Origin of the sequence: Nocardioides sp. ChNu-99 (assembly GCF_029493445.1) — a bacterium.
GTDB lineage: Bacteria > Actinomycetota > Actinomycetes > Propionibacteriales > Nocardioidaceae > Nocardioides.
In genome coordinates, this window is sequence record NZ_JAHWBL010000012.1 from 1 (window position 1) to 17,751 (window position 17,751).

Annotated in this window: 18 protein-coding genes; 11 read left to right on the plus strand and 7 right to left on the minus strand. The window is 76.6% G+C overall.

From position 1 onward, the window contains the following. Positions 1-79: 79 nt before the first annotated feature. A complete protein-coding gene (locus tag KK617_RS06115) occupies positions 80-1,042 on the minus strand; it encodes a YafY family protein (RefSeq protein WP_277498764.1) in 963 nt (320 codons plus the stop codon). Positions 1,043-1,240: 198 nt separating this feature from the next. On the opposite strand from KK617_RS06115, the gene KK617_RS06120 reads away from it, so the two are divergent. Next, positions 1,241-1,678, plus strand: coding sequence for a VOC family protein (locus KK617_RS06120; protein ID WP_277498766.1), 438 nt, complete (start codon positions 1,241-1,243; stop codon positions 1,676-1,678). 4 nt (positions 1,679-1,682) lie between these two features. Here KK617_RS06120 and KK617_RS06125 read toward each other — a convergent pair whose 3' ends face one another. The 3 genes from KK617_RS06125 to KK617_RS06135 all read right to left on the minus strand — a co-directional run bounded on the left by KK617_RS06125 (position 1,683) and on the right by KK617_RS06135 (position 6,367). Further along, positions 1,683-2,867 carry an alpha/beta fold hydrolase gene (locus KK617_RS06125; RefSeq protein WP_277498767.1) on the minus strand — a complete coding sequence of 395 codons (1,185 nt, stop codon included), beginning with the start codon at positions 2,865-2,867 and terminating at the stop codon, positions 1,683-1,685. Continuing rightward, positions 2,864-4,135, minus strand: a complete 1,272-nt coding sequence (locus tag KK617_RS06130) for a lyase family protein (RefSeq protein WP_277498768.1) — start codon at positions 4,133-4,135, stop codon at positions 2,864-2,866. The genes KK617_RS06125 and KK617_RS06130 overlap by 4 nt, the downstream gene beginning before the upstream one ends. A 156-nt stretch (positions 4,136-4,291) precedes the next feature. After that, complete coding sequence (locus tag KK617_RS06135) at positions 4,292-6,367, minus strand: hypothetical protein (RefSeq protein ID WP_277498769.1); 2,076 nt, start codon at positions 6,365-6,367, stop codon at positions 4,292-4,294. Between the two features lie 256 nt (positions 6,368-6,623). Between KK617_RS06135 and purL the strand changes: the two genes are divergently transcribed. The 5 genes from purL (at position 6,624) to KK617_RS06160 (ending at position 11,021) form a co-directional block, all read left to right on the plus strand. Then, positions 6,624-8,909, plus strand: coding sequence for a phosphoribosylformylglycinamidine synthase subunit PurL (gene purL, locus KK617_RS06140; protein ID WP_277498771.1), 2,286 nt, complete (start codon positions 6,624-6,626; stop codon positions 8,907-8,909). A gap of 86 nt (positions 8,910-8,995) precedes the next feature. After that, positions 8,996-9,202, plus strand: coding sequence for a hypothetical protein (locus KK617_RS06145; protein ID WP_277498772.1), 207 nt, complete (start codon positions 8,996-8,998; stop codon positions 9,200-9,202). A 59-nt stretch (positions 9,203-9,261) separates the two neighbouring features. Next, positions 9,262-9,612, plus strand: coding sequence for a sterol carrier family protein (locus KK617_RS06150; protein ID WP_277498773.1), 351 nt, complete (start codon positions 9,262-9,264; stop codon positions 9,610-9,612). 7 nt (positions 9,613-9,619) lie between these two features. Beyond that, positions 9,620-10,051, plus strand: coding sequence for an alternative ribosome rescue aminoacyl-tRNA hydrolase ArfB (gene arfB / locus KK617_RS06155; RefSeq protein ID WP_277498775.1), 432 nt, complete (start codon positions 9,620-9,622; stop codon positions 10,049-10,051). Positions 10,052-10,064: 13 nt separating this feature from the next. Further along, positions 10,065-11,021, plus strand: coding sequence for an alpha/beta hydrolase (locus KK617_RS06160; RefSeq protein WP_277498777.1), 957 nt, complete (start codon positions 10,065-10,067; stop codon positions 11,019-11,021). Positions 11,022-11,205: 184 nt separating this feature from the next. Here KK617_RS06160 and KK617_RS06165 read toward each other — a convergent pair whose 3' ends face one another. After that, positions 11,206-11,568 (minus strand): lycopene cyclase domain-containing protein, encoded by a 363-nt coding sequence (locus KK617_RS06165; protein ID WP_277498779.1) that lies wholly within the window; start codon positions 11,566-11,568, stop codon positions 11,206-11,208. Continuing rightward, the gene (locus KK617_RS06170) at positions 11,565-11,906 is read right to left on the minus strand and encodes a lycopene cyclase domain-containing protein (RefSeq protein ID WP_277498780.1); all 342 of its coding nucleotides are present in this window, start codon (positions 11,904-11,906) and stop codon (positions 11,565-11,567) included. Before KK617_RS06170 ends, KK617_RS06165 begins: the two co-directional genes overlap by 4 nt. A 45-nt stretch (positions 11,907-11,951) precedes the next feature. Between KK617_RS06170 and KK617_RS06175 the strand changes: the two genes are divergently transcribed. The 5 genes from KK617_RS06175 to crtI are packed head-to-tail and all read left to right on the plus strand — an operon-like array spanning position 11,952 to position 17,025. Continuing rightward, positions 11,952-12,806: a YhjD/YihY/BrkB family envelope integrity protein gene (locus tag KK617_RS06175; protein WP_277498781.1), complete on the plus strand. Its 855-nt coding sequence runs from the start codon at positions 11,952-11,954 to the stop codon at positions 12,804-12,806. Beyond that, entirely contained in the window at positions 12,803-13,513 is a 711-nt protein-coding gene (locus tag KK617_RS06180; protein ID WP_277498783.1) for a hypothetical protein, read from the plus strand. The genes KK617_RS06175 and KK617_RS06180 overlap by 4 nt, the downstream gene beginning before the upstream one ends. After that, a complete protein-coding gene (locus KK617_RS06185; protein WP_277498785.1) occupies positions 13,510-14,346 on the plus strand; it encodes a carotenoid biosynthesis protein in 837 nt (278 codons plus the stop codon). The genes KK617_RS06180 and KK617_RS06185 overlap by 4 nt, the downstream gene beginning before the upstream one ends. Positions 14,347-14,359: 13 nt before the next feature. After that, a complete protein-coding gene (locus KK617_RS06190; RefSeq protein ID WP_277498786.1) occupies positions 14,360-15,508 on the plus strand; it encodes a glycosyltransferase family 2 protein in 1,149 nt (382 codons plus the stop codon). After that, positions 15,505-17,025, plus strand: a complete 1,521-nt coding sequence (gene crtI / locus KK617_RS06195; protein ID WP_277498787.1) for a phytoene desaturase family protein — start codon at positions 15,505-15,507, stop codon at positions 17,023-17,025. The genes KK617_RS06190 and crtI overlap by 4 nt, the downstream gene beginning before the upstream one ends. Before the next feature lie 6 nt (positions 17,026-17,031). On the opposite strand, the gene KK617_RS06200 is transcribed toward crtI, so the two are convergent. Next, positions 17,032-17,745 (minus strand): CDP-alcohol phosphatidyltransferase family protein, encoded by a 714-nt coding sequence (locus KK617_RS06200; RefSeq protein WP_277498788.1) that lies wholly within the window; start codon positions 17,743-17,745, stop codon positions 17,032-17,034. Positions 17,746-17,751: the final 6 nt, after the last annotated feature.

The following is a 17,751-nucleotide window of genomic DNA, read 5'->3' on the forward strand; positions in this document are numbered from 1 at the left end:
CGTGCGTGAGGTGCGCCGGCCGGCGTGGCACGGCTGCGACCGGCCGTGGCTGCCCGGCGACGGGCGCGGCGGGCGCGGCTCAGCCCGCTGACCCCGCCATCGCCCGCAGCCGCTCCGCGAGCCGGGCGGCCGTCGTGCGCAGCTCCGGCGGCTCCAGCACCTCGAGCGGCGCGTCGATCTCGGCGAGCCGCAGCGCCATCCAGTCGAGGTCGTCGGCGCCGGCGACGAGGAGCGACCAGCCGGGCTCGGCGTCGGCCTCGACGCTCGCCGTACCCGGTCCGACCAGCGTGCGGAGCCGCTCCGGCGGCAGGGCGACGCGGACGCGGGCGCGGTGCCGGTACGGCGCGGTGGTGACCGCCCCCTGCACGTACGCCGCGGGGTCGGGGTGGGCGGGCCGCGCGCAGCGCCACGTCGTGACGACGAGCGCGGAGAGCCGGTCGACGCGGAAGGTGCGCCAGTCGTCGCGCGCGGTGTCCCAGGCCAGGAGGTACCACCACCGTCCGGTCGCGACGATCCCCGAGGGCTCGACGTCGCGCTCCGCGCGGCTGCCGTCGGCCCGCTCGTAGGCGAAGCGCACCCGCAGGCGGTCCCGCGTGGCGCGGGCCAGCAGCATGAGGTCGCCCCCGTCCACGTCGGTGCCGCCGCGGTCGAGGATGGCCGTGGTCTCGGCGATCGCCCGGACCTCCGCCCGCAGCCGCGGGGGCAGCACCTGGTCGAGTTTCGCCAGCGTGCGCAGGGTCGCGTCGGCCGCCCCGGTGACGGTGCCGCCGGCGGCGAGGAGCAGCGACAGCGTCGTCGCGATGGCCTCGTCGGAGTCGAGGAGCAGCGGGGGCAGTGCCGTACCGGCACCCAGCTGGTACCCACCGCCCACCCCCTGCGAGGCGTTGACCGGGTAGCCGAGCTCGCGCAGCCGCGCGACGTCGCGGCGCACGCAGCGGTCGGTCACGCCCAGCTCGGCGGCCAGCTCGGGTCCCGTCCAGGTGCGCCGCGCCTGCAGCAGGCCGAGGAGGCGCAGGACGCGGTGGGTCGTGCCGTCGGCCATGCGGGGATCCTGCCACGGATAGCGGACCGGAACAGTCCTGCAGGCCTGCCACGGTGGGGCCATGGACCCAGAGGAGCGGTACACGCGGTGGGCGGGGGTGCTGCCCCCGTCCGACCCGACGGACGGCCCGGCACCCGCGCGACGCACGGCCGACTGGCGCCCGCGGCGTCGTCGGTCCCCGAGGACGGGAGGTGCGCCGTGGCGCGCACGATCCAGGTGACCTTCGACTGCGGCGACCCGGCGGCCCTCAGCGCCTTCTGGTGCGCGGCGGTGGGCTACGAGCGCGACGCCCCGCCGGGCGGGTTCGCCACGTGGGAGGAGGCGCTCGACGCGTGGCAGGTGCCGGCGGAGCGCCGCAACGACGCCTCGGCCTGCCACGACCCCGACGGGACCGGCCCGCGGTTCTACTTCCAGCGCGTGCCCGAGGGCAAGACCGCCAAGAACCGGCTGCACCTCGACCTGCGGGCCGCACCCGGCCTCGAGGGCGACGAGCGGATGGCCGCGCTCGAGGCGGAGTGCGAGCGTCTGGTGGCCCTCGGCGCCACGCGCCGGGAGCGGCACGAGCCGGACCCGCCGACGAGCAACGGGTTCATCGTCATGACCGATCCCGAGGGCAACGAGTTCTGCCTCGACTGAGGCCTCAGAGCTCGACGCCGGCGTCGGCCAACGCGTCCTGGGCCACGCGGAACGCGGCCCGGGCCGCGGGGACGCCGCAGTAGACGGCGCTCTGCAGGAACACCTCGGCGAGCTCCTCGACGCTGACCCCGCTGCCCAGGGCGGCGTGCACGTGCGCGGGGAGCTCGTCGTGGGCCCCGCTGGCCACGAGCGCCGAGAGCCCGACCAGCGCGCGGGTACGCCGGTCCAGCCCGGGCCGGCTCCACACCCCGCCCCAGGCGTACTGCGTGACCAGGTCCTCGAAGTCGGCCGTGAAGGGGGTGGTCGCAGCCTCGAGGCGGTCGGCGTGGACGTCGCCGAGCACCTGGCGCCGCACGGTCGCCCCGACCGCGCGGCGCTGCCACTCGGTGACGACGGGCCCGCTCAGCAGGGCGTCGCGCAGGAGGTCCGCGACGAGCGCGGGGGCCTCGACGGGCGCGAGGTGGGCGACGTCGTCGAGCACCACGGCGCGGCCGTGCGGGACGGCCGCCGCGACCGCCTCGACGTCCGCCAGCGGGACGGTCTCGTCGTCCGCGCCCGCGACGGCCAGCAGCGGCGCGGCCACGCCGCCGAGCCGGTCGCGCAGGTCGTGGGCGGCCAGGGCCCGGCACACCGCGGCGTACCCGTGCGCGTCCGCGCCGCGCAGCGCGGCCAGCAGCGCCCCCGCCCGCTCGGGCTCCCGCTCGGCGAACCCCGGCGCGAACCAGCGCTTCGCCGCCTCCTCCACCATCGTCTCCGTGCCGAAGGCGCGCACCATGGCGGCGCGCTCCTGCCAGCCGTCGGGCGTCCCCATCCGTGCCGCCGCGCCCAGCGACGCGACCGACGACACCCGGCCGGGCGCGTCGAGGAGCAGCTGCAGGCCGACCGCGCCGCCGACGCCGACGCCGGCGTGCGCGAACGTGCCGTTGCCCTCGCCGCGGGCCACGAGCAGCCGCTCGGCGAGGGCGAGGACGGCCCTCGCGAGCTCGGCGACGGTGAAGGCGTCGTCCGGCGCCGGGCTCGCGCCGTGGCCGGGCAGGTCCCACGCGACGACGTGGAAGTCGTCGGCGAGCAGCTCGGCGCACGGGCCCCACGCGGTGACGGCCGAGGTGCCGAGCGTCGGGCCCAGCAGCAGGACGGGCCCGCGCCCGGGCGCGCCGAGCTCGGTGGCGCCGAGGTGCGGGACGCTCACGGCTTGATCCGCTGGTCCACGACGGGGTCGATGATCCCCAGGTACGACGCGGGGTCGCCGCCACCGGTCGCCTCCTCCGGGACGCTGGCGGGCGAGCCGTCGCCGCCCTCGAGCAGCACCCGGACCGCGTCGCGCTCGCGCAGGACGCCCTCGGCCGCCCGCACGCGCTCGCCCATCGTGACCACGTCGACGCGCAGTCCGGACACGAGCTCGGACAGGTGGGAGGCCGCGACCACCGTGCGGCGGGCCAGGTCGCGCAGCGTGGCCCACTCGGCGTGCCACGCGCCGTCGGAGCGCTCGTCGTTCGCCAGGCCGGCCGCCGTGTGCAGCGTCGCGGCCAGCCCGGGGGCGGTGATCGCGGCGCGTCGTACCAGGGTCGCGAGGACGGGCACCTGCTGGTGCGGGGTGGTCGAGGAGTCGCCGCGGCCCGGGGCCACGGGCTCGGAAACCTCGGCGACCTCGGGGCGGGTCAGGGTCACGACGTCGGCGGCGACGTGGCCCATCGCCGAGCACGTCGTCGCGAGCGCGTCGCCGACGCGGGTGACCGGGAAGCGGCTCGTGAACCAGGGCGGCGAGGGCTGCAGGCCCAGGGTCGCGGCGGCGTCGGCGGCGACCTTCGACGCCACGTCGACCGGGTCGCGGACACCCCGGAGCCGGGCCAGCTCGACGGTCGCGGCCAGCGTGCCGGCCGTCCCGCCCACCTGGGCGGGAAGGATCGAGTGGGCGAACGCGACGGAGGCCCGCGCGTCCTTCACCCCGGCCAGCCAGCCGGCGGCGCGCGCCCCGAAGGTCGTGGGCACGGCGTGCTGCGTGACGGTTCGGCCCACCATGAGGGTGCCGCGGTGGGCGCCGGCCAGCGCCGTGATCGCCGTGACCTGCACGCCGAGCTCGATCTCGAGGCGCCGCAGCGTCGTGCCGGCGCAGATCATGAGGGCGGTGTCGACCACGTCCTGGCCCGACAGGCCCTGGTGCAGCCAGTGGGCGGCCTCGTCCCGTCCCGCCACCACCAGCCGGTTGCGCAGCATCGCGACCAGCGGCACCACCGGGTCGCCGCCGGCCTCGGCCGCGACCACCACCCCGGCCATGTCGTCGGGGGTCAGCCCGTCGAGCAGGTCGTCGGCGCTCACCACCGCGGCGGCGGGCGCGAGCCCGCGGGCGGCGAGCGCGGCCGACCACGCCGCCTCCATCGCCACCATCCCCTCGAGGAGGGCAGCGTCGGTGAAGAGGGCACCCGCCCGCTCGTCACCCGGCCAGAAGAGGTCGCTCACCGGGCCAGTCTCCCGGATGGGGGTGGTCCCCGTCGTCGTACGCCCGGCGAGAGACGCGTGTCGCACCCCCGACACCCGCCCCGTACGACGGACGCGGGCCGGCCGCACCCCACGTCGTGGTGGTGCGGCCGGCCCGCGTCGGGGTCGTGCGGTGCGTCAGGGCTGCTGCGGCGGGTCCTGCGGTCGCGAGAACTGCTGCGTGTCGTTGGGCGGGCGGACCATCGTGCGGTCGGTCGCCTCGTCCTCACCGGGCTGGCCCGGCTGGCCCGGCTGGGGCGCGCCGTACGGGCCGGGCTGGGCGTAGCCACCCTGGCCCGGGGCGGGCTGGGGCGCGCCGTACTGGTGCTGGCCCGGCTGACCCGGCTGGCCCGGCTGGCCGTAGCCACCCTGGCCGGGGGCGGGCTGGCCGGGCGCGGGCTGGCCGTAGCCCTGCCCGTACCCGCCCTGCGGCGCGCCGTACTGCTGGCCCGGCTGGGCCTGCGGCGCCCCGTACTGCTGGCCGGGGTGGCCGTGACCGCCCTGGTCGTAGCCGCCCTGGGGCGCGCCGTACTGCTGGCCCGGCTGGCCGTAGCCCGGCTGGGCGTGCTGGCCGTGCTGCTGGGCGCCGGTGTTCTGCGGCACGATCGAGCCGAGCACGCTGCGGATGGCGGGCGGCACGGTCAGCGCCACGATCGCCAGCACCGGCAGGCCCAGCCAGGCGCCGGACTGGTAGACGGTGAAGAAGGTCTGCACGAACCCGGTGAGCTCGACGTCGCCGCGGAAGTCCTCCGGGACGCCGGCGATGGCGTGGGTCAGCTGCGCGGCGATGCCCTGGGGGCTGGCGTCGTCGGAGCCGTTGAGGACCGCGATGAAGACGATGCCGAGCACGAAGACGCCGGCGGCCATGCCGAGCACGACGAGGCGGCCCTTGCGGGGGTCGGACAGCATCGTGAGGGCCGGGATGAAGGCGAGCGCCGCGGCGATCACGCCGAGCACGAGCGGCACCACGGTGCCGCCGCCGAACGCGTCGTCCTCGATCAGGCCGAGGAGCGTGGCGACGACGGTGATGGCGATGACGGTGCCCGAGATCAGCAGCGCCAGCTTGGCGGTGCCCACCCAGCCCCAGAAGGGCTCCTGCGGGCGGGTGGCCCGCACGACCGGGCGCGACACGAGCAGCGCGGCGAGGGCGCCGAGGACGAGGACGCTGGAGCCGGGGAAGAACCACTTCTCGTGGATGGCGCCGAAGATGCCGTCGCCGTCTCCGGTGAACATCGCGCACACGAGGCCGGTGAAGCCGATCGTGGCGAGCACCAGGCGCGACTCCTCCGAGCGCTTGAGCAGGCCCAGCGTCGGCCACACGAGGCAGACGAGCGGGATCGCGACCCAGAGCAGGAGGATGACGAAGAAGCCGAGGACGGAGGCGAACAGGTCCGCCTCGTCGATGAGGCCCTTCACGATCCACAGGAGCGTCGTCAGCACGGCGAGGCCGATGGCGACGAACGCGGTGATTGTCGTGACGCGCCACCACAGGCCGTCCGAGGGCTGCGCGGGCGCGCCGTCGGTCTCCTGGGCGGCACGGGGGGAGAGGGCGAGCACGGCGCCCGCGACACCCATCGCGATGCCGACGCCGATGCCGCCGTCGGCCGCGTCACCGCCCGAGATGAGCTCGTTGACCAGCGCCGCGACGACGCTGCCGGCGAACGGCAGGAGGAGGGCCGCCTTCGCCAGGAACACCTGCTGACCGGCGAGCGGCAGGATCCGCGCCTTGGCGAGGTAGGGGATCGCGAGCGAGAAGATGCCGATGATGACGGAGATCCAGACCCACCAGTGGTCGTGGCCGTCGTCGTCCGCGTCCCACTGCATCCACAGCGGCGCGAGGAGCGCGAGGAACGCGCCGGCGTCGCGGACGTAGTCGGAGATCGGCCAGCCCTTCAGCGGGTTGACCTTGGGCACGGCGGGGGTGGACGGCGCGCCGTAGCCGGGCTGCTGGCCGTAGGGCTGCTGCCCGTACCCGGGCTGGCCGTAGCCCTGCGGGCCCGGCTGGCCGTACGGCGGCTGCTGGCCGTAGCCGGGCTGCTGCCCGTAGCCGGGGGGCTGCTGGCCGTACCCGCCCGGCTGCCCCTGGGGCTGACCCTGGGGCTGGTTCTGGGGGTAGCCCGGCTGGCCCTGAGGTGCGCCGTACCCCGGCGCGCCCGGCGGCGGCTGCTGGGGGTACCCACCCTGCTGCGGAGAGGGATCGGACGGGTTCGACATGCGAGGACTCCTCGGATCGGACGCGGGCGGCGGCAGCCGTGCGTTCGGCAACGTAGCATTCCGGACCCCCGTCGAAGGCGCGTCGCAAGGCCCCCCGAGCCCTGCCGCGACGCCCCCCACCGAGGACCGGCGACCTCCCTTTCCCAGGTGCGCGCGCGTCTATGCATGGCGGCGCCGCCGACTTGTCCGCCCGTCCGCGTCCGCTGCGGCGGGACGGCGGCGGGGAGCGGGGAGGCGCGGCGATACGATGCCGCCCGTGACGGACGCTGCCGCCCCCGCCGTGCCCCTGCAGAACCTCGACACGGTCGAGCGCGCGGCCGGTGACCCCGACCGCGACCAGCCGTGGGCGGACCTCGGCCTCAAGGAGGACGAGTACCACCGCATCCGCGAGATCCTCGGGCGCCGCCCCACGTCGAGCGAGCTGGCGATGTACTCCGTCATGTGGAGCGAGCACTGCTCCTACAAGAGCTCGAAGGTGCACCTCAAGCAGTTCTCCGAGATCCCCCAGGAGACGCGGGCCGGCCGGATGCTCGCGGGCATCGGCGAGAACGCCGGCGTCATCGACATCGGCCAGGGCTACGCGGTGACCTTCAAGGTCGAGTCGCACAACCACCCGTCGTACGTCGAGCCCTACCAGGGCGCCGCGACCGGCGTCGGCGGCATCGTCCGCGACATCCTCGCCATGGGCGCGCGCCCCGTCGCCGTGATGGACCCGCTGCGCTTCGGCCCGCTCGACGCCGAGGACACCCACCGGGTGCTGCCCGGGATCGTGGCCGGCGTCGGCGGCTACGGCAACTGCCTCGGCCTGCCCAACATCGGTGGCGAGGCCGTCTTCGACGCCACCTACCTCGGCAACCCGCTCGTCAACGCGCTGTGCGTCGGCGTGCTGCGCCACGAGGACCTCCACCTCGCGAACGCGAGCGGCACGGGCAACAAGGTGCTCCTGTACGGCGCGCGCACCGGCGGCGACGGCATCGGCGGCGTCTCGGTGCTCGCCTCGGAGACGTTCGACGCCGACGGGCCGGCCAAGCGCCCGAGCGTGCAGGTCGGCGACCCGTTCATGGAGAAGCTGCTCATCGAGTGCACGCTCGAGCTCTTCGCGGCCGGCGTGGTCGCCGGCATCCAGGACCTCGGTGGGGCGGGCCTGTCGTGCGCGACGTCGGAGCTGGCGAGCGCCGGCGACGGTGGCATGCACGTCGACCTCGACCAGGTGCTGCTGCGCGACTCCACCCTGGCTCCCGAGGAGATCCTCATGAGCGAGAGCCAGGAGCGGATGATGGCCGTCGTCGAGCCCGACGACGTCGAGGCGTTCCTCGCCATCTGCGCGAAGTGGGACGTCGAGGCCACGGTCGTCGGCGAGGTCACGGACACCGGCCGGCTGGAGATCGACTGGCACGGCCAGCGCGTCGTCGACGTGCCCCCGCGCTCGGTCGCGCACGACGGTCCGACGTACGAGCGCCCGTTCGCGCGCCCCGAGTGGCAGGACGGCCTGCAGGCCGACGCCGCCGAGGCGCTCGAGCGACCGGCGGGCGGCGACGCGCTGCGGGAGACGCTGCTGCGCCTCGTCGCCTCGCCCAACCTGTGCGACAAGTCGTGGATCACCGACCAGTACGACCGCTACGTGCGCGGCAACACCGTGCTCGCGCAGCCGGCCGACTCCGGCATGGTGCGCGTCGACGAGGAGAGCAACCTCGGCGTCGCGGTCGCCACCGACTGCAACGGCCGCTTCGCCAAGCTCGACCCGTACGCCGGGGCGCAGCTCGCGCTGGCCGAGGCCTACCGCAACGTCGCCACCGGCGGCGCCGTGCCGCTGGCGGTCTCCGACTGCCTCAACTTCGGCTCGCCGGAGGACCCGGCGGTCATGTGGCAGTTCGCCGAGGCGTGCCGCGGCCTGAAGGACGCGTGCCTCGAGCTGGGCGTGCCCGTCACGGGCGGCAACGTCAGCCTCTACAACCAGACCGGGGAGACGGCCATCCTGCCGACACCGGTGGTCTCGGTGCTGGGCGTGATCGAGGACGTCACCCGTCGTACGCCGACCGGCTTCGGCGCCGAGGGCGAGGTGCTCGTGCTGCTCGGCGAGACCCGGGAGGAGCTGTCGGGCTCGGAGTGGGCGCACGTCGTGCACGGCCACCTCGGCGGCCGGCCCCCGCAGGTCGACCTCGCGGGCGAGAAGCGGCTCGCGGGGCTGCTCGCGGACCTCGTCGGCGTCGCCGGCTCGGCCCACGACCTCTCCGACGGCGGGCTCGCGCAGGCGCTCGCCGAGTCGAGCTTCCACCGCGGCATCGGCGCGACGGTCGACGTGACGGCGGTCCACGAGGACCCGTTCGTGGCGCTCTTCGCGGAGTCGACCGGCCGCGTGCTCGTCTCCGTGCCGGCCGACGGCCTCACCGAGCTGCTGGCCCGCGCGACGGTGCACGAGGTGCCGGCCGCGGTCGTCGGCCGCACGGGCGGCGACGAGCTCGTCGTCGAGGGCTCCTTCGCGGTGTCCGTCGCCGAGGCCCGCGAGGCCTGGGCGGCGACCCTGCCGGCCGCGCTGGGCTGAGCCCGGCCGGGGTTTGCCCCCGCCCGGACGATGGGCGGTGTCGTCCGCGTCCGCGGGCGACGTGGTCGACCACCGAGGAGAAGCCCGTGAGCGAGAGCAAGAACCGCCCCGAGGACGACGCCCAGAGCGAGGGCCAGGTGTCCGAGGTGAGCGCCATGGACCCGGCCGAGGCCGACACGCCGATCATCCCGGACCAGGCGACCGCGGGGTACCCGGAGGCCGAGAGCGGTCACGCGCAGGAGGGCACCGCCGGACCGAACGCGAAGCCGAACCCGGAGAACGAGCCGAACTGACCCTCCGGGTCGCCCCGAGCGGGTTCGGCGGGGTCGGCGGCGCGTGCTTCGATGGGCAGGTGCCCCGTCGTCTCGTGCCCGCCGACCCCGCCGCCGTCTCCGACGCCCTCGCGCGGTGGCGCTCCGGCGGGGCCGACCGCGCGGACCTGAAGCTGCTGGTCAAGCACTACCTCGCCCTCCTGCAGGAGCGTGCGCCCGGGGCGTCGGTGGAGGTGCGCGTGCCGCCGTACGCCGCCGTGCAGGTCGTCGAGGGCGTCCGCCACACCCGCGGCACGCCGCCGGCCGTCGTCGAGACCGACGCCGACACGTGGCTGCGCCTCGCGACCGGCGAGAGCCCCTGGGGCAGCGAGCCCCGCGTGTCGGTGAGCGGCGAGCGCACCGACCTGTCGCCGTACCTCCCGCTGCGCTGAGCCCGCGATGGACCTCGACGACGACCTGGAGGTGACCCGCCGCTGGCGGGTGCCGGCCCGCGAGCTGGCCGAGCGGTTCTCGCGGGCGTCGGGCCCCGGCGGGCAGGGCGTCAACACCACGGACAGCCGGGTGGAGCTGACGTACGACGTCGCGCGGGCCGCGTCGCTGCCCGACGACCTGCGTGAACGGGTGCTCGAGCGACTGGCCGGGCGTCTCGTCGGAGGCACCGTCGTCGTGGTCGCGAGCGAGCACCGGGCGCAGCGCGACAACCGCCGGGCCGCGCGCGAGCGGCTGTTGGCGCTGCTGCGCGAGGCGGCGGCACCCCCATCCGCTCCGCGTCGGGCGACGAAGCCCACCCGGGGGTCGCAGCGCCGGCGCCTGGCGGCGAAGACGCGACGATCGGAGGCCAAGCGTGGGAGGCAGGGCAGGTGGGACTGAACGAGCGGCGCGGGTGTCGCGGCGGGGCGTGCTGGCGGGGTCGCTCGGCACGGTCGGGGCGGCGCTCGGGCTGGCGGGGCTCGCCGGGTGCGCCGACGACGGCCTGCCCGGCGCGGCGGACGAGCCGCCGCCGGACGACGCGACGCCGATCCCGGGCAGCGACGTGCTGACCCCGCGCCGGGTGGCCTACGGCGACGACCCCGCGCAGTACGCCGACCTCTACCGCCCCGCGCCCGGCACGACGGTCGACGGCCGGGCCGACGGTCCGGCCTCCAAGGGCGTCGTGGTGGTGATCCACGGCGGGTTCTGGCGGGCCGAGTACGACGCGACGCTCGGCGCCCCGCTGGCCCTCGGCCTGGCGGAGGCAGGGTGGACGGCCTGGAACCTGGAGTACCGCCGCGTCGGCTCCGGCGAGGGCGGCGGCGGTGGGTTCCCGGCGACCCTGGACGACGTGGCCGCCGGGATCGACGCGCTGGCCGACGTCGACGACCTCACCGACGCCGAGCGCGCGACCGTCCTGACGCTGGGGCACTCCGCGGGTGGCCACCTGGCGGTCTGGGCCGCCGCGCGCGGCCGCTTCGAGCGGTGGGCGCCCGAGCGGGTCGCGGTGACCGGCGCGGTCAGCCAGGCCGGGGTGCTCGACCTGACCGGCGCCCTCGACGACGCCACCGCCCGTCCGAACGTGCTGGCGCTCATGGGCGGGGACGCCGCGGCGGACCCCGAGTCCTACGCGCAGGCCGACCCGACCGCGCACCTCCCGCTCGGCGTGCCCGTGCGCTGCGTCCACGGCACGGACGACCGGATCGTGCCGATCACGCAGTCGCTGCGGTACGTCGAGCGCGCCGTCGCCGCCGGCGACGACGCCACTCTGACCGAGGTCGACGGCGACCACTTCGTCGTCATCGACGCGGCGTCGCCGGCGTGGTCCGCGACGCTCGACCTGCTGGAGGGCCTGCGCCCCGGTGGTTGAGGTGGCCGCGCGGCTCATCGGTGGTTGAGGTGGGTGCGCGGCGCCCGGTGGTTGAGGTGGGTGCGCTAGCACCCCTCGAAACCACGGGTGGCCCGGGCTGGGTGGTTTCGAGGGCTCGCTAGAGCGAGCCACCTCAACCACCGGAGCACGGTCGCGCGGCTCGACCACCAGGGGCCGGGGCGAGTCAGTCGCGGCGGGTGCGGTCGAGCAGGCGGGTGACGGCGGGGATCGGGCCGGGGCCGGGCTCGGGCTGCACGCCGCGGCGGCCCCACCACACCCAGAACACCAGCGACAGCGTCACCAGCGAGTAGCCGAAGAGGAAGTCCTCGACGGGGGCGTGGCCGATGCGCCAGCCGAGGATGGCGTCCTCGTCGTACACGAAGACGCCGCGGGAGGTCAGGTACTCGTTCGTCAGCAGCTGGAAGAACAGCACGATGGCGTACGACGCCCAGTACGCCCTGCGCGTCAGCAGCCGGGTGCGCAGCACCCACAGGTCCAGCACGACGGTGACGGCGATGCCCAGCAGCGAGGCCTCGGTGTGCGTCATGCCCGCTCCTCCCGCTCGTCGCCGATGCGCCAGCCGGGACGCATGCTGCGCACCGCCTCGATGGTGAGCACCGACGCCAGCGGCACCACCAGGAAGAACGCCCACTCCTCGAGCGGCAGGGGCCCGATCTCCACACCGAGGGTCTGCGCGAGGTCGAACTCCCAGTGCCCGGCGTGCACCGCCGCCACGTCCCAGAGCGCGAACGGCACGGCGACGCACAGCAGGGTCAGCGCCAGCCGCACCACCCGCGCGTACACCCGCGTGCGCAGCACCAGCTCCAGTGGCAGGGTGACCACGAGGACGAACACGAGCATCGCGGCGTACGTCAGTTGGCCCATGTCGTCATTGTTGCGGGTGTCGTGGAGGTCGGGAGCAGGGGTGGGATGAGCGTCTGGAGCAGCGGGGTGGCCGAGGCCCAGGGCCTGCTGCGGGGCACCCGCCGTCTCCTGGAGGGCCGTGACCTGTCGGCCGCCGCGGCGACGCTCACCTACTTCGCCGGCATCGCCGTCGTGCCGTGGCTGCTGCTCGCGCTGTGGACGTCGTCGTGGACCGCGGGCGCGGGCGCGGCGCAGGACCGCCTGCTGGAGCTCCGCGTGCTGGTGCCGCCCGACATGGGGGCGCGTCCGTCGTACGACGCCCTCGTCGAGGCAGCCACCCACCTGGGCCTGCTGGGCGCGCTCGTCGTGCTGTTCCCCGCCTCGTTCTACGGCGAGGGCCTGCGGCGCGCGGCCCTCGAGCTCGCCCCGCACGACGACCGCCTCACCGGCTGGCGGGCGCGCCTCGCGCTCATGCCGTCCCTCCTCGCGCTGCCGGTGCTGGCCTGGGGGTTCCTGGCAACCGGGGACGCACTGGTGCCGCTGGCGCCCGAGGGTGGCGGAGGAGGCCCGGTGGACCGCGTCGTGCGGATCGTGGTGGGCTTCGTGGCCGTCTGGCTGGTGCTCGCCGTGCTGCTCGCGTGGGTCTTCGTCGTCGTCATGCCCGAGCGGCCGCTGGCGTGGGTCGCGGTAGCCGGGGCGCTCGGCACCGGGTCGTTCCTGGCCGGTTTCCTCCACGGCTTCCAGCTCTTCCTCGCGCTGCCCGTCGACGTCGGGATCCCGTTCGGCGGGCTCGGCGTCGTCGGCGGCGTGGTCGCGGTGGGCCTGTGGCTCTACGTGCTGCACGTGTTCGTGCTGCTCGGCTGGACCGCGACCCGCGCCCTCGACCTGCGCGTGCGCGGCGGGCGCGAGGCGCTCGCGTGAGCCCCGTCGTCGAGCTGCGCGTGTGGGGCGTCGATGCGGTGCTGCCCGCGCTGGGGCGCATGGCGGTGGGCCCCCGCGCCGTACGACGCCTGCCCGGCCTGCGGTTCGCGAAGCTCCTCGGCACCGGCTCCGCCCGCACCTTCACCCCGCGCGACGCCGACCCGCGGCACTGGGCCCTGCTGACCGTCTGGGAGGACGCGGACGCCGCCGCCGCGGGCGCACGGGCGCGGACGCTGCGGTCGTGGCGCGACGCCAGCCACGAGGAGCTGCGGGTGACGATGACCCCGCTCGCCTCGCGCGGGCGGTGGTCGGGGGTCGAGCCCTTCGGTGCCGGCCCCTTCGCGACCTCGGACGACGGGCCCGCCACCGTGGACGCGCCCGGTGCGCCCGTCGCCTCCATCACCCGCGCCCGCCTGCGGCCCACGCGCGCCCCGTCGTTCTGGCGCGCCGTGCCGCCCGTCGTCGCCGACCTCACCGGTACCCCCGGCCTGCGGCTGGCGCTCGGCGTGGGCGAGGCCCCGATCGGGCTGCAGGGCACCTTCTCGCTGTGGGACTCCACCGAGGCCCTCACCCGCTTCGCCCACGGGTCGGCGGCCCACCGCGCCGCGGTCCGCCGTACCGAACCCGCCCGCTGGTACGCCGAGGAGCTCTTCGCCCGGCTCGCCGTGCACGATGTCGTGGGCACCTACGACGGGAGGACCCCGTGACGAGCACCTCGCCGACCCCGCAGACCCCGCTGCTGACCCGGGCCGCCTGGGTGCTGGCCGGCGCGACGGTCCTGGTGCAGATGGCGTTCCCGTTCACCGACGGCGGGACGCTCCTGCTGACCACCGCGAGCGTGCTCCTGCTCGCGTCGGCCTCGCTCACGCACGCCGCGGCGACCCGCGGGCCGGGCACGGCGGCCACGCTGCTGGTCGTGGCGGGCGGCGGCGGCCTTATCGCCGAGGCGGTCGGCACGCGCACGGGCTACCCGTTCGGGGCCTACGAGTACACGGGCACCCTCGGGCTCGAGGTGCTCGACGTTCCCGCCCTCGTGCCCCTGGCCTGGGTGATGATGGCGTGGCCCGCGCTCGTCGTGGCCCGCCGCCTCGCCGGGCACCGCGGCCCGGTCGCCACCGCGCTCGTCGGGGCCCTGGCGCTCACCGCGTGGGACGTGTTCCTCGACCCGCAGATGGTCGACGCGGGCCACTGGGTGTGGGCCGACCCGCACCCGACGCTGCCCGGCGTCACGGGCATCCCGCTCACCAACTTCGCGGGGTGGCTGCTCGTCTCCCTGCTCATGGTCGCGCTGCTCGACCGACTGGTGCCCGGCCGGCAGGAGGCCCGGGCGCCCCTGCGCGACGACGCCGTGCCGGTCGTGGTCTACCTGTGGACCTACTCCTCGTCCGTCCTCGCCCACCTCGCCTTCTTCGGCCGGCCCCCGGTCGCGCTCGTCGGCGGGATCGTCATGGGTCTCGTCGCCGTGCCCCTCGCCGTCGGTGTCGTGCGCGAGCTGCGGGCCGGCCGGCCCGTCGTCGAGCCCCAGGGCCAGCCGTCGTGACGGGACGTACGTCGTGACGGGCCCCCGAGCGGTACGGCGTGCCCGTGCGGGCCGCGTCCTCGTCCGTGTCGGCGCCGGGATCGCAGTGGCCTCGCTCGGCCTCACCCTCGACAACCTCCGCCGCCTGCGCGCCCCCGACCCGGACGCCACGGTCGCCCCCGATCCGCTCGCCGTGCTGCTGCCCGTGCGCGACGAGGTCGACGCCGTCGCCTCCTGCCTCGTCGCGGTGCGCGCGGCGGCCGACCGCTGGCCCGGCCCGGTGCGGGTGCTCGTGCTCGACGACGGCTCCACCGACGGCACCCGCGCCGTCCTCGACCGTCTCGCCGCGGGAGACCCCCGCCTCGAGGTGCTCGCCGGCGAGCCCACCCCGCCCGGCTGGCTGGGCAAGCCGTGGGCCTGCCACCAGCTGGCCCGCGCCGCGGCCGACGCCGCCGTCCTCGTCTTCGTCGACGCCGACGTGCGCCTCGCGCCGCACGCCCTCGTCGCGACCGTCGCGCTGCTGCGCACGACCGGCCTCGACCTCGTCTGCCCCTACCCGCGCCAGGAGGTCGGCGGGGTCGGCGAGCGGCTCGTGCAGCCGCTGCTGCAGTGGTCGTGGATGAGCACCCTGCCCCTCGGCCTCGCGGAGACGTCGCCGCGCCCCTCCCTGGCGGCCGCCAACGGCCAGCTCCTCGCCGTCGACACCGGCGCCTACGCCCGGTCCGGCGGCCACGGCGCGGTGCGCGGCGACGTGCTCGAGGACATCGGCCTCCTGCGCGCCGTCAAGCGCGCCGGGGGTCGCGGCGTCGTCGCCGAGGGCAGCGCGGTCGCCACCTGCCGGATGTACGACGGGTGGCCCGCCGTGCGCGCCGGCTACCGCAAGTCGCTGTGGGCGGCGTTCGGCTCGCCCGCCGGGGCGGGGGCCGTCACGGCCCTGTTCGCCCTCGCCTACGTCGTGCCGCCGGTGGCGGCGCTGCGCGGCTCGCGCGCGGGCCTCGTCGGGTACGCCGCGGGCGTCGCCTCCCGGGCGCTCGTCGCGCGTCGTACCGGCGGGAGGGTCGCGGACGCCCTCGCGCACCCGGCCTCCGTCGTCGCGTTCGGCGCCCTCACCGCCGACTCGGTCGTCGGCCGCCGGCGCGGCCTGCTGCGGTGGAAGGGCCGCCCCGTGGAGGTGCCGGCGTGACCGGCGCGGGGACGGGCCCGAGCAGCCGCGTCGTCGTGGTCGGCGCCGGTGTGGGCGGGCTCGCCGCGGCCGTCCGGCTGCAGGCGCTCGGCCACCGGGTGACCGTGCTCGAGCAGGCGCCCGCGGTCGGCGGCAAGCTCGGCGTGCTCGAGGCCGACGGGTTCGTCTTCGACACCGGCCCGTCGCTGCTGACCATGCCGCACGTGCTGGAGGAGCTGTTCGCCGCCACGGGGGCGCCGCTGCGCGACGTGCTGCCGCTCGAGCGGCTCGACGTGGCGTGCCGCTACACGTTCCCCGACGGCACGGTGCTCGACCTGCCCGGCGACGTCGCCGCGGTGCCGGACGCGCTCGACGCGGCCCTGGGGCCCGGGCGCGGCGCCCAGTGGTCGGCCTTCCTCGACCGCGCCCGCCGGATCTGGGACGTCACCCACGAGCCGTTCCTCGAGTCGCCGATCGGGGTCGGGGACATGGTGCGACTCTCGCGCCGGCTCTCCCACGTCACCACGGTGGCGCCGTGGGCGTCGCTGCGCGGGCTGGGGCGTCGCTACCTGCACGACCCGCGGCTGGTGGTGCTGCTCGACCGGTACGCGACGTACACCGGCTCCGACCCGCGCCGCGCGCCGGCCGCGCTCGCCTCGGTGCCGTGGGCGGAGCAGGCGTGGGGCTCGTGGTACGTCCCCGGCGGTCTCGGGCGCATCGCCACGGCCCTCGTCGAGCGCCTCGTCGCGCTCGGCGGTGAGGTCGAGACGGGCGCCGAGGTCGTGGAGGTGACGACGGGCGCGGGCGGTCGCGCGGACGGCGTCGTGCTCGCCGACGGCACCCGCCGTCCGGCCGACGTCGTGGTCGCGAACGCGGACGCCCGCCAGGTCTACGAGCGCCTCGTGCGCGGCGCGACGGCGCGGCGCGCCGCGACCCGGGTACGGCGCACCACCCCGTCGCTGTCCGGCCTCGCGCTGCTCCTCGGCGTGGAGGACCCGCCCGCCGGCACCCCGCACCACCAGGTCTTCTTCACCGAGGACTACGACGCCGAGTTCGACGCCGTCTTCGGCCGGCGCGGGCGCCCGCGGCCCGTCGACCGGCCGACCGTCTACGTGGCCGCGCCCGACGACCCGACCGTCGTGCCGGAGCCCGGCACCAGCGCCTGGTTCGTGCTCGTCAACGCCCCGCCGCACGACCCGGGGCGCGGCAACGACTGGGACGCGCCGGGGCTCGCCGACGCCCGGGCGGACGCGGTGCTCGACCTGCTCGCCGAGCGGGGGACCGACGTACGACGGACGCTGCGGCACCGCACGGTGCTGAGCCCCGCCGACCTCGAGCGCCGCACGCTCACGCCCGGGGGCTCCATCTACGGCACGTCGTCGAACGGCGCGCGCGCCGCGTTCCTGCGCCCGGCGAACGCCTCGCCGGTGCCGGGGCTGTTCCTCGTCGGGGGCTCGTCGCACCCGGGCGGCGGGCTTCCGCTCGTCGTGCTCTCGGCCCGGATCGTGGCCGGGCTCGTGGGTCCGCCGCGACGCTGAGCCGCGTCACCTCAGCGCGGAGCGCGCGGCGCGCAGCACGTGGGCGGTGCCGACGAGCGCCAGGCCCAGCCCGGCGACCGCGCCGGTCGTCGCCAGCACCGCACCGTCGACGTCCGGCAGCACGTCGACGCCCGCCGCCCGCGCCGCCCACGCGGCGGCGCACGAGGCGGCGGTGAACGCGGCGACGAGCACCCGTGAGGGCCGCTCCCAGACGGTGACCGCCCCCGGCCCGGTCATGCCCGCGGCCTGGGCCCCCGCCCGCGCGTACTCGAGCAGGAGCGTCAGGCCCGCCACCGCGGCGACGAGCCACCACGGCGCGCCGAGCACCCCCAGGCTCGCGAGCAGCAGCAGGTCGGCGCACCGGTCGGCGACCGCGTCGAGCACGCGGCCCCACGCGGAGTCGGTGCCGGTCTGCGCGGCCAGCGCCCCGTCGACGCCGTCGAGCACGGCCGCCCCGACCAGGGGGACCACCGCGACGAGCGGCCACGCGGCGCCGAGGGCGGCCAGCGCGGGCACCGTCGCGGTCAGCAGCACCCCGGCCAGCGTCACGACGTCGGGGTGCACGCCGCGGCGGGCCAGCGGGCGCGCGCAGGCGTGGGTCAGGCGCACCCACCGCGAGACCCACCACGAGCCGCGCGGGTCGAGACCCCCGTGCAGGCGTGACCAGTGGGCGTAGGCCTCGTCGGCGCGGTCACCACCCGACCCGCTGGTCGTGCCCATCGGTCA

Bases quoted from the DNA above. Each gene is read 5' to 3' on its own strand.
- arfB (WP_277498775.1), top strand. From the start codon at position 9,620: ATGGACCTCGACGACGACCTGGAGGTGACCCGCCGCTGGCGGGTGCCG.
- KK617_RS06200 (WP_277498788.1), bottom strand. From the start codon at position 17,745: ATGGGCACGACCAGCGGGTCGGGTGGTGACCGCGCCGACGAGGCCTAC.
- KK617_RS06175 (WP_277498781.1), top strand. From the start codon at position 11,952: ATGAGCGTCTGGAGCAGCGGGGTGGCCGAGGCCCAGGGCCTGCTGCGG.
- KK617_RS06170 (WP_277498780.1), bottom strand. From the start codon at position 11,906: ATGGGCCAACTGACGTACGCCGCGATGCTCGTGTTCGTCCTCGTGGTC.
- KK617_RS06135 (WP_277498769.1), bottom strand. From the start codon at position 6,367: ATGTCGAACCCGTCCGATCCCTCTCCGCAGCAGGGTGGGTACCCCCAG.
- KK617_RS06115 (WP_277498764.1), bottom strand. From the start codon at position 1,042: ATGGCCGACGGCACGACCCACCGCGTCCTGCGCCTCCTCGGCCTGCTG.
- KK617_RS06165 (WP_277498779.1), bottom strand. From the start codon at position 11,568: ATGACGCACACCGAGGCCTCGCTGCTGGGCATCGCCGTCACCGTCGTG.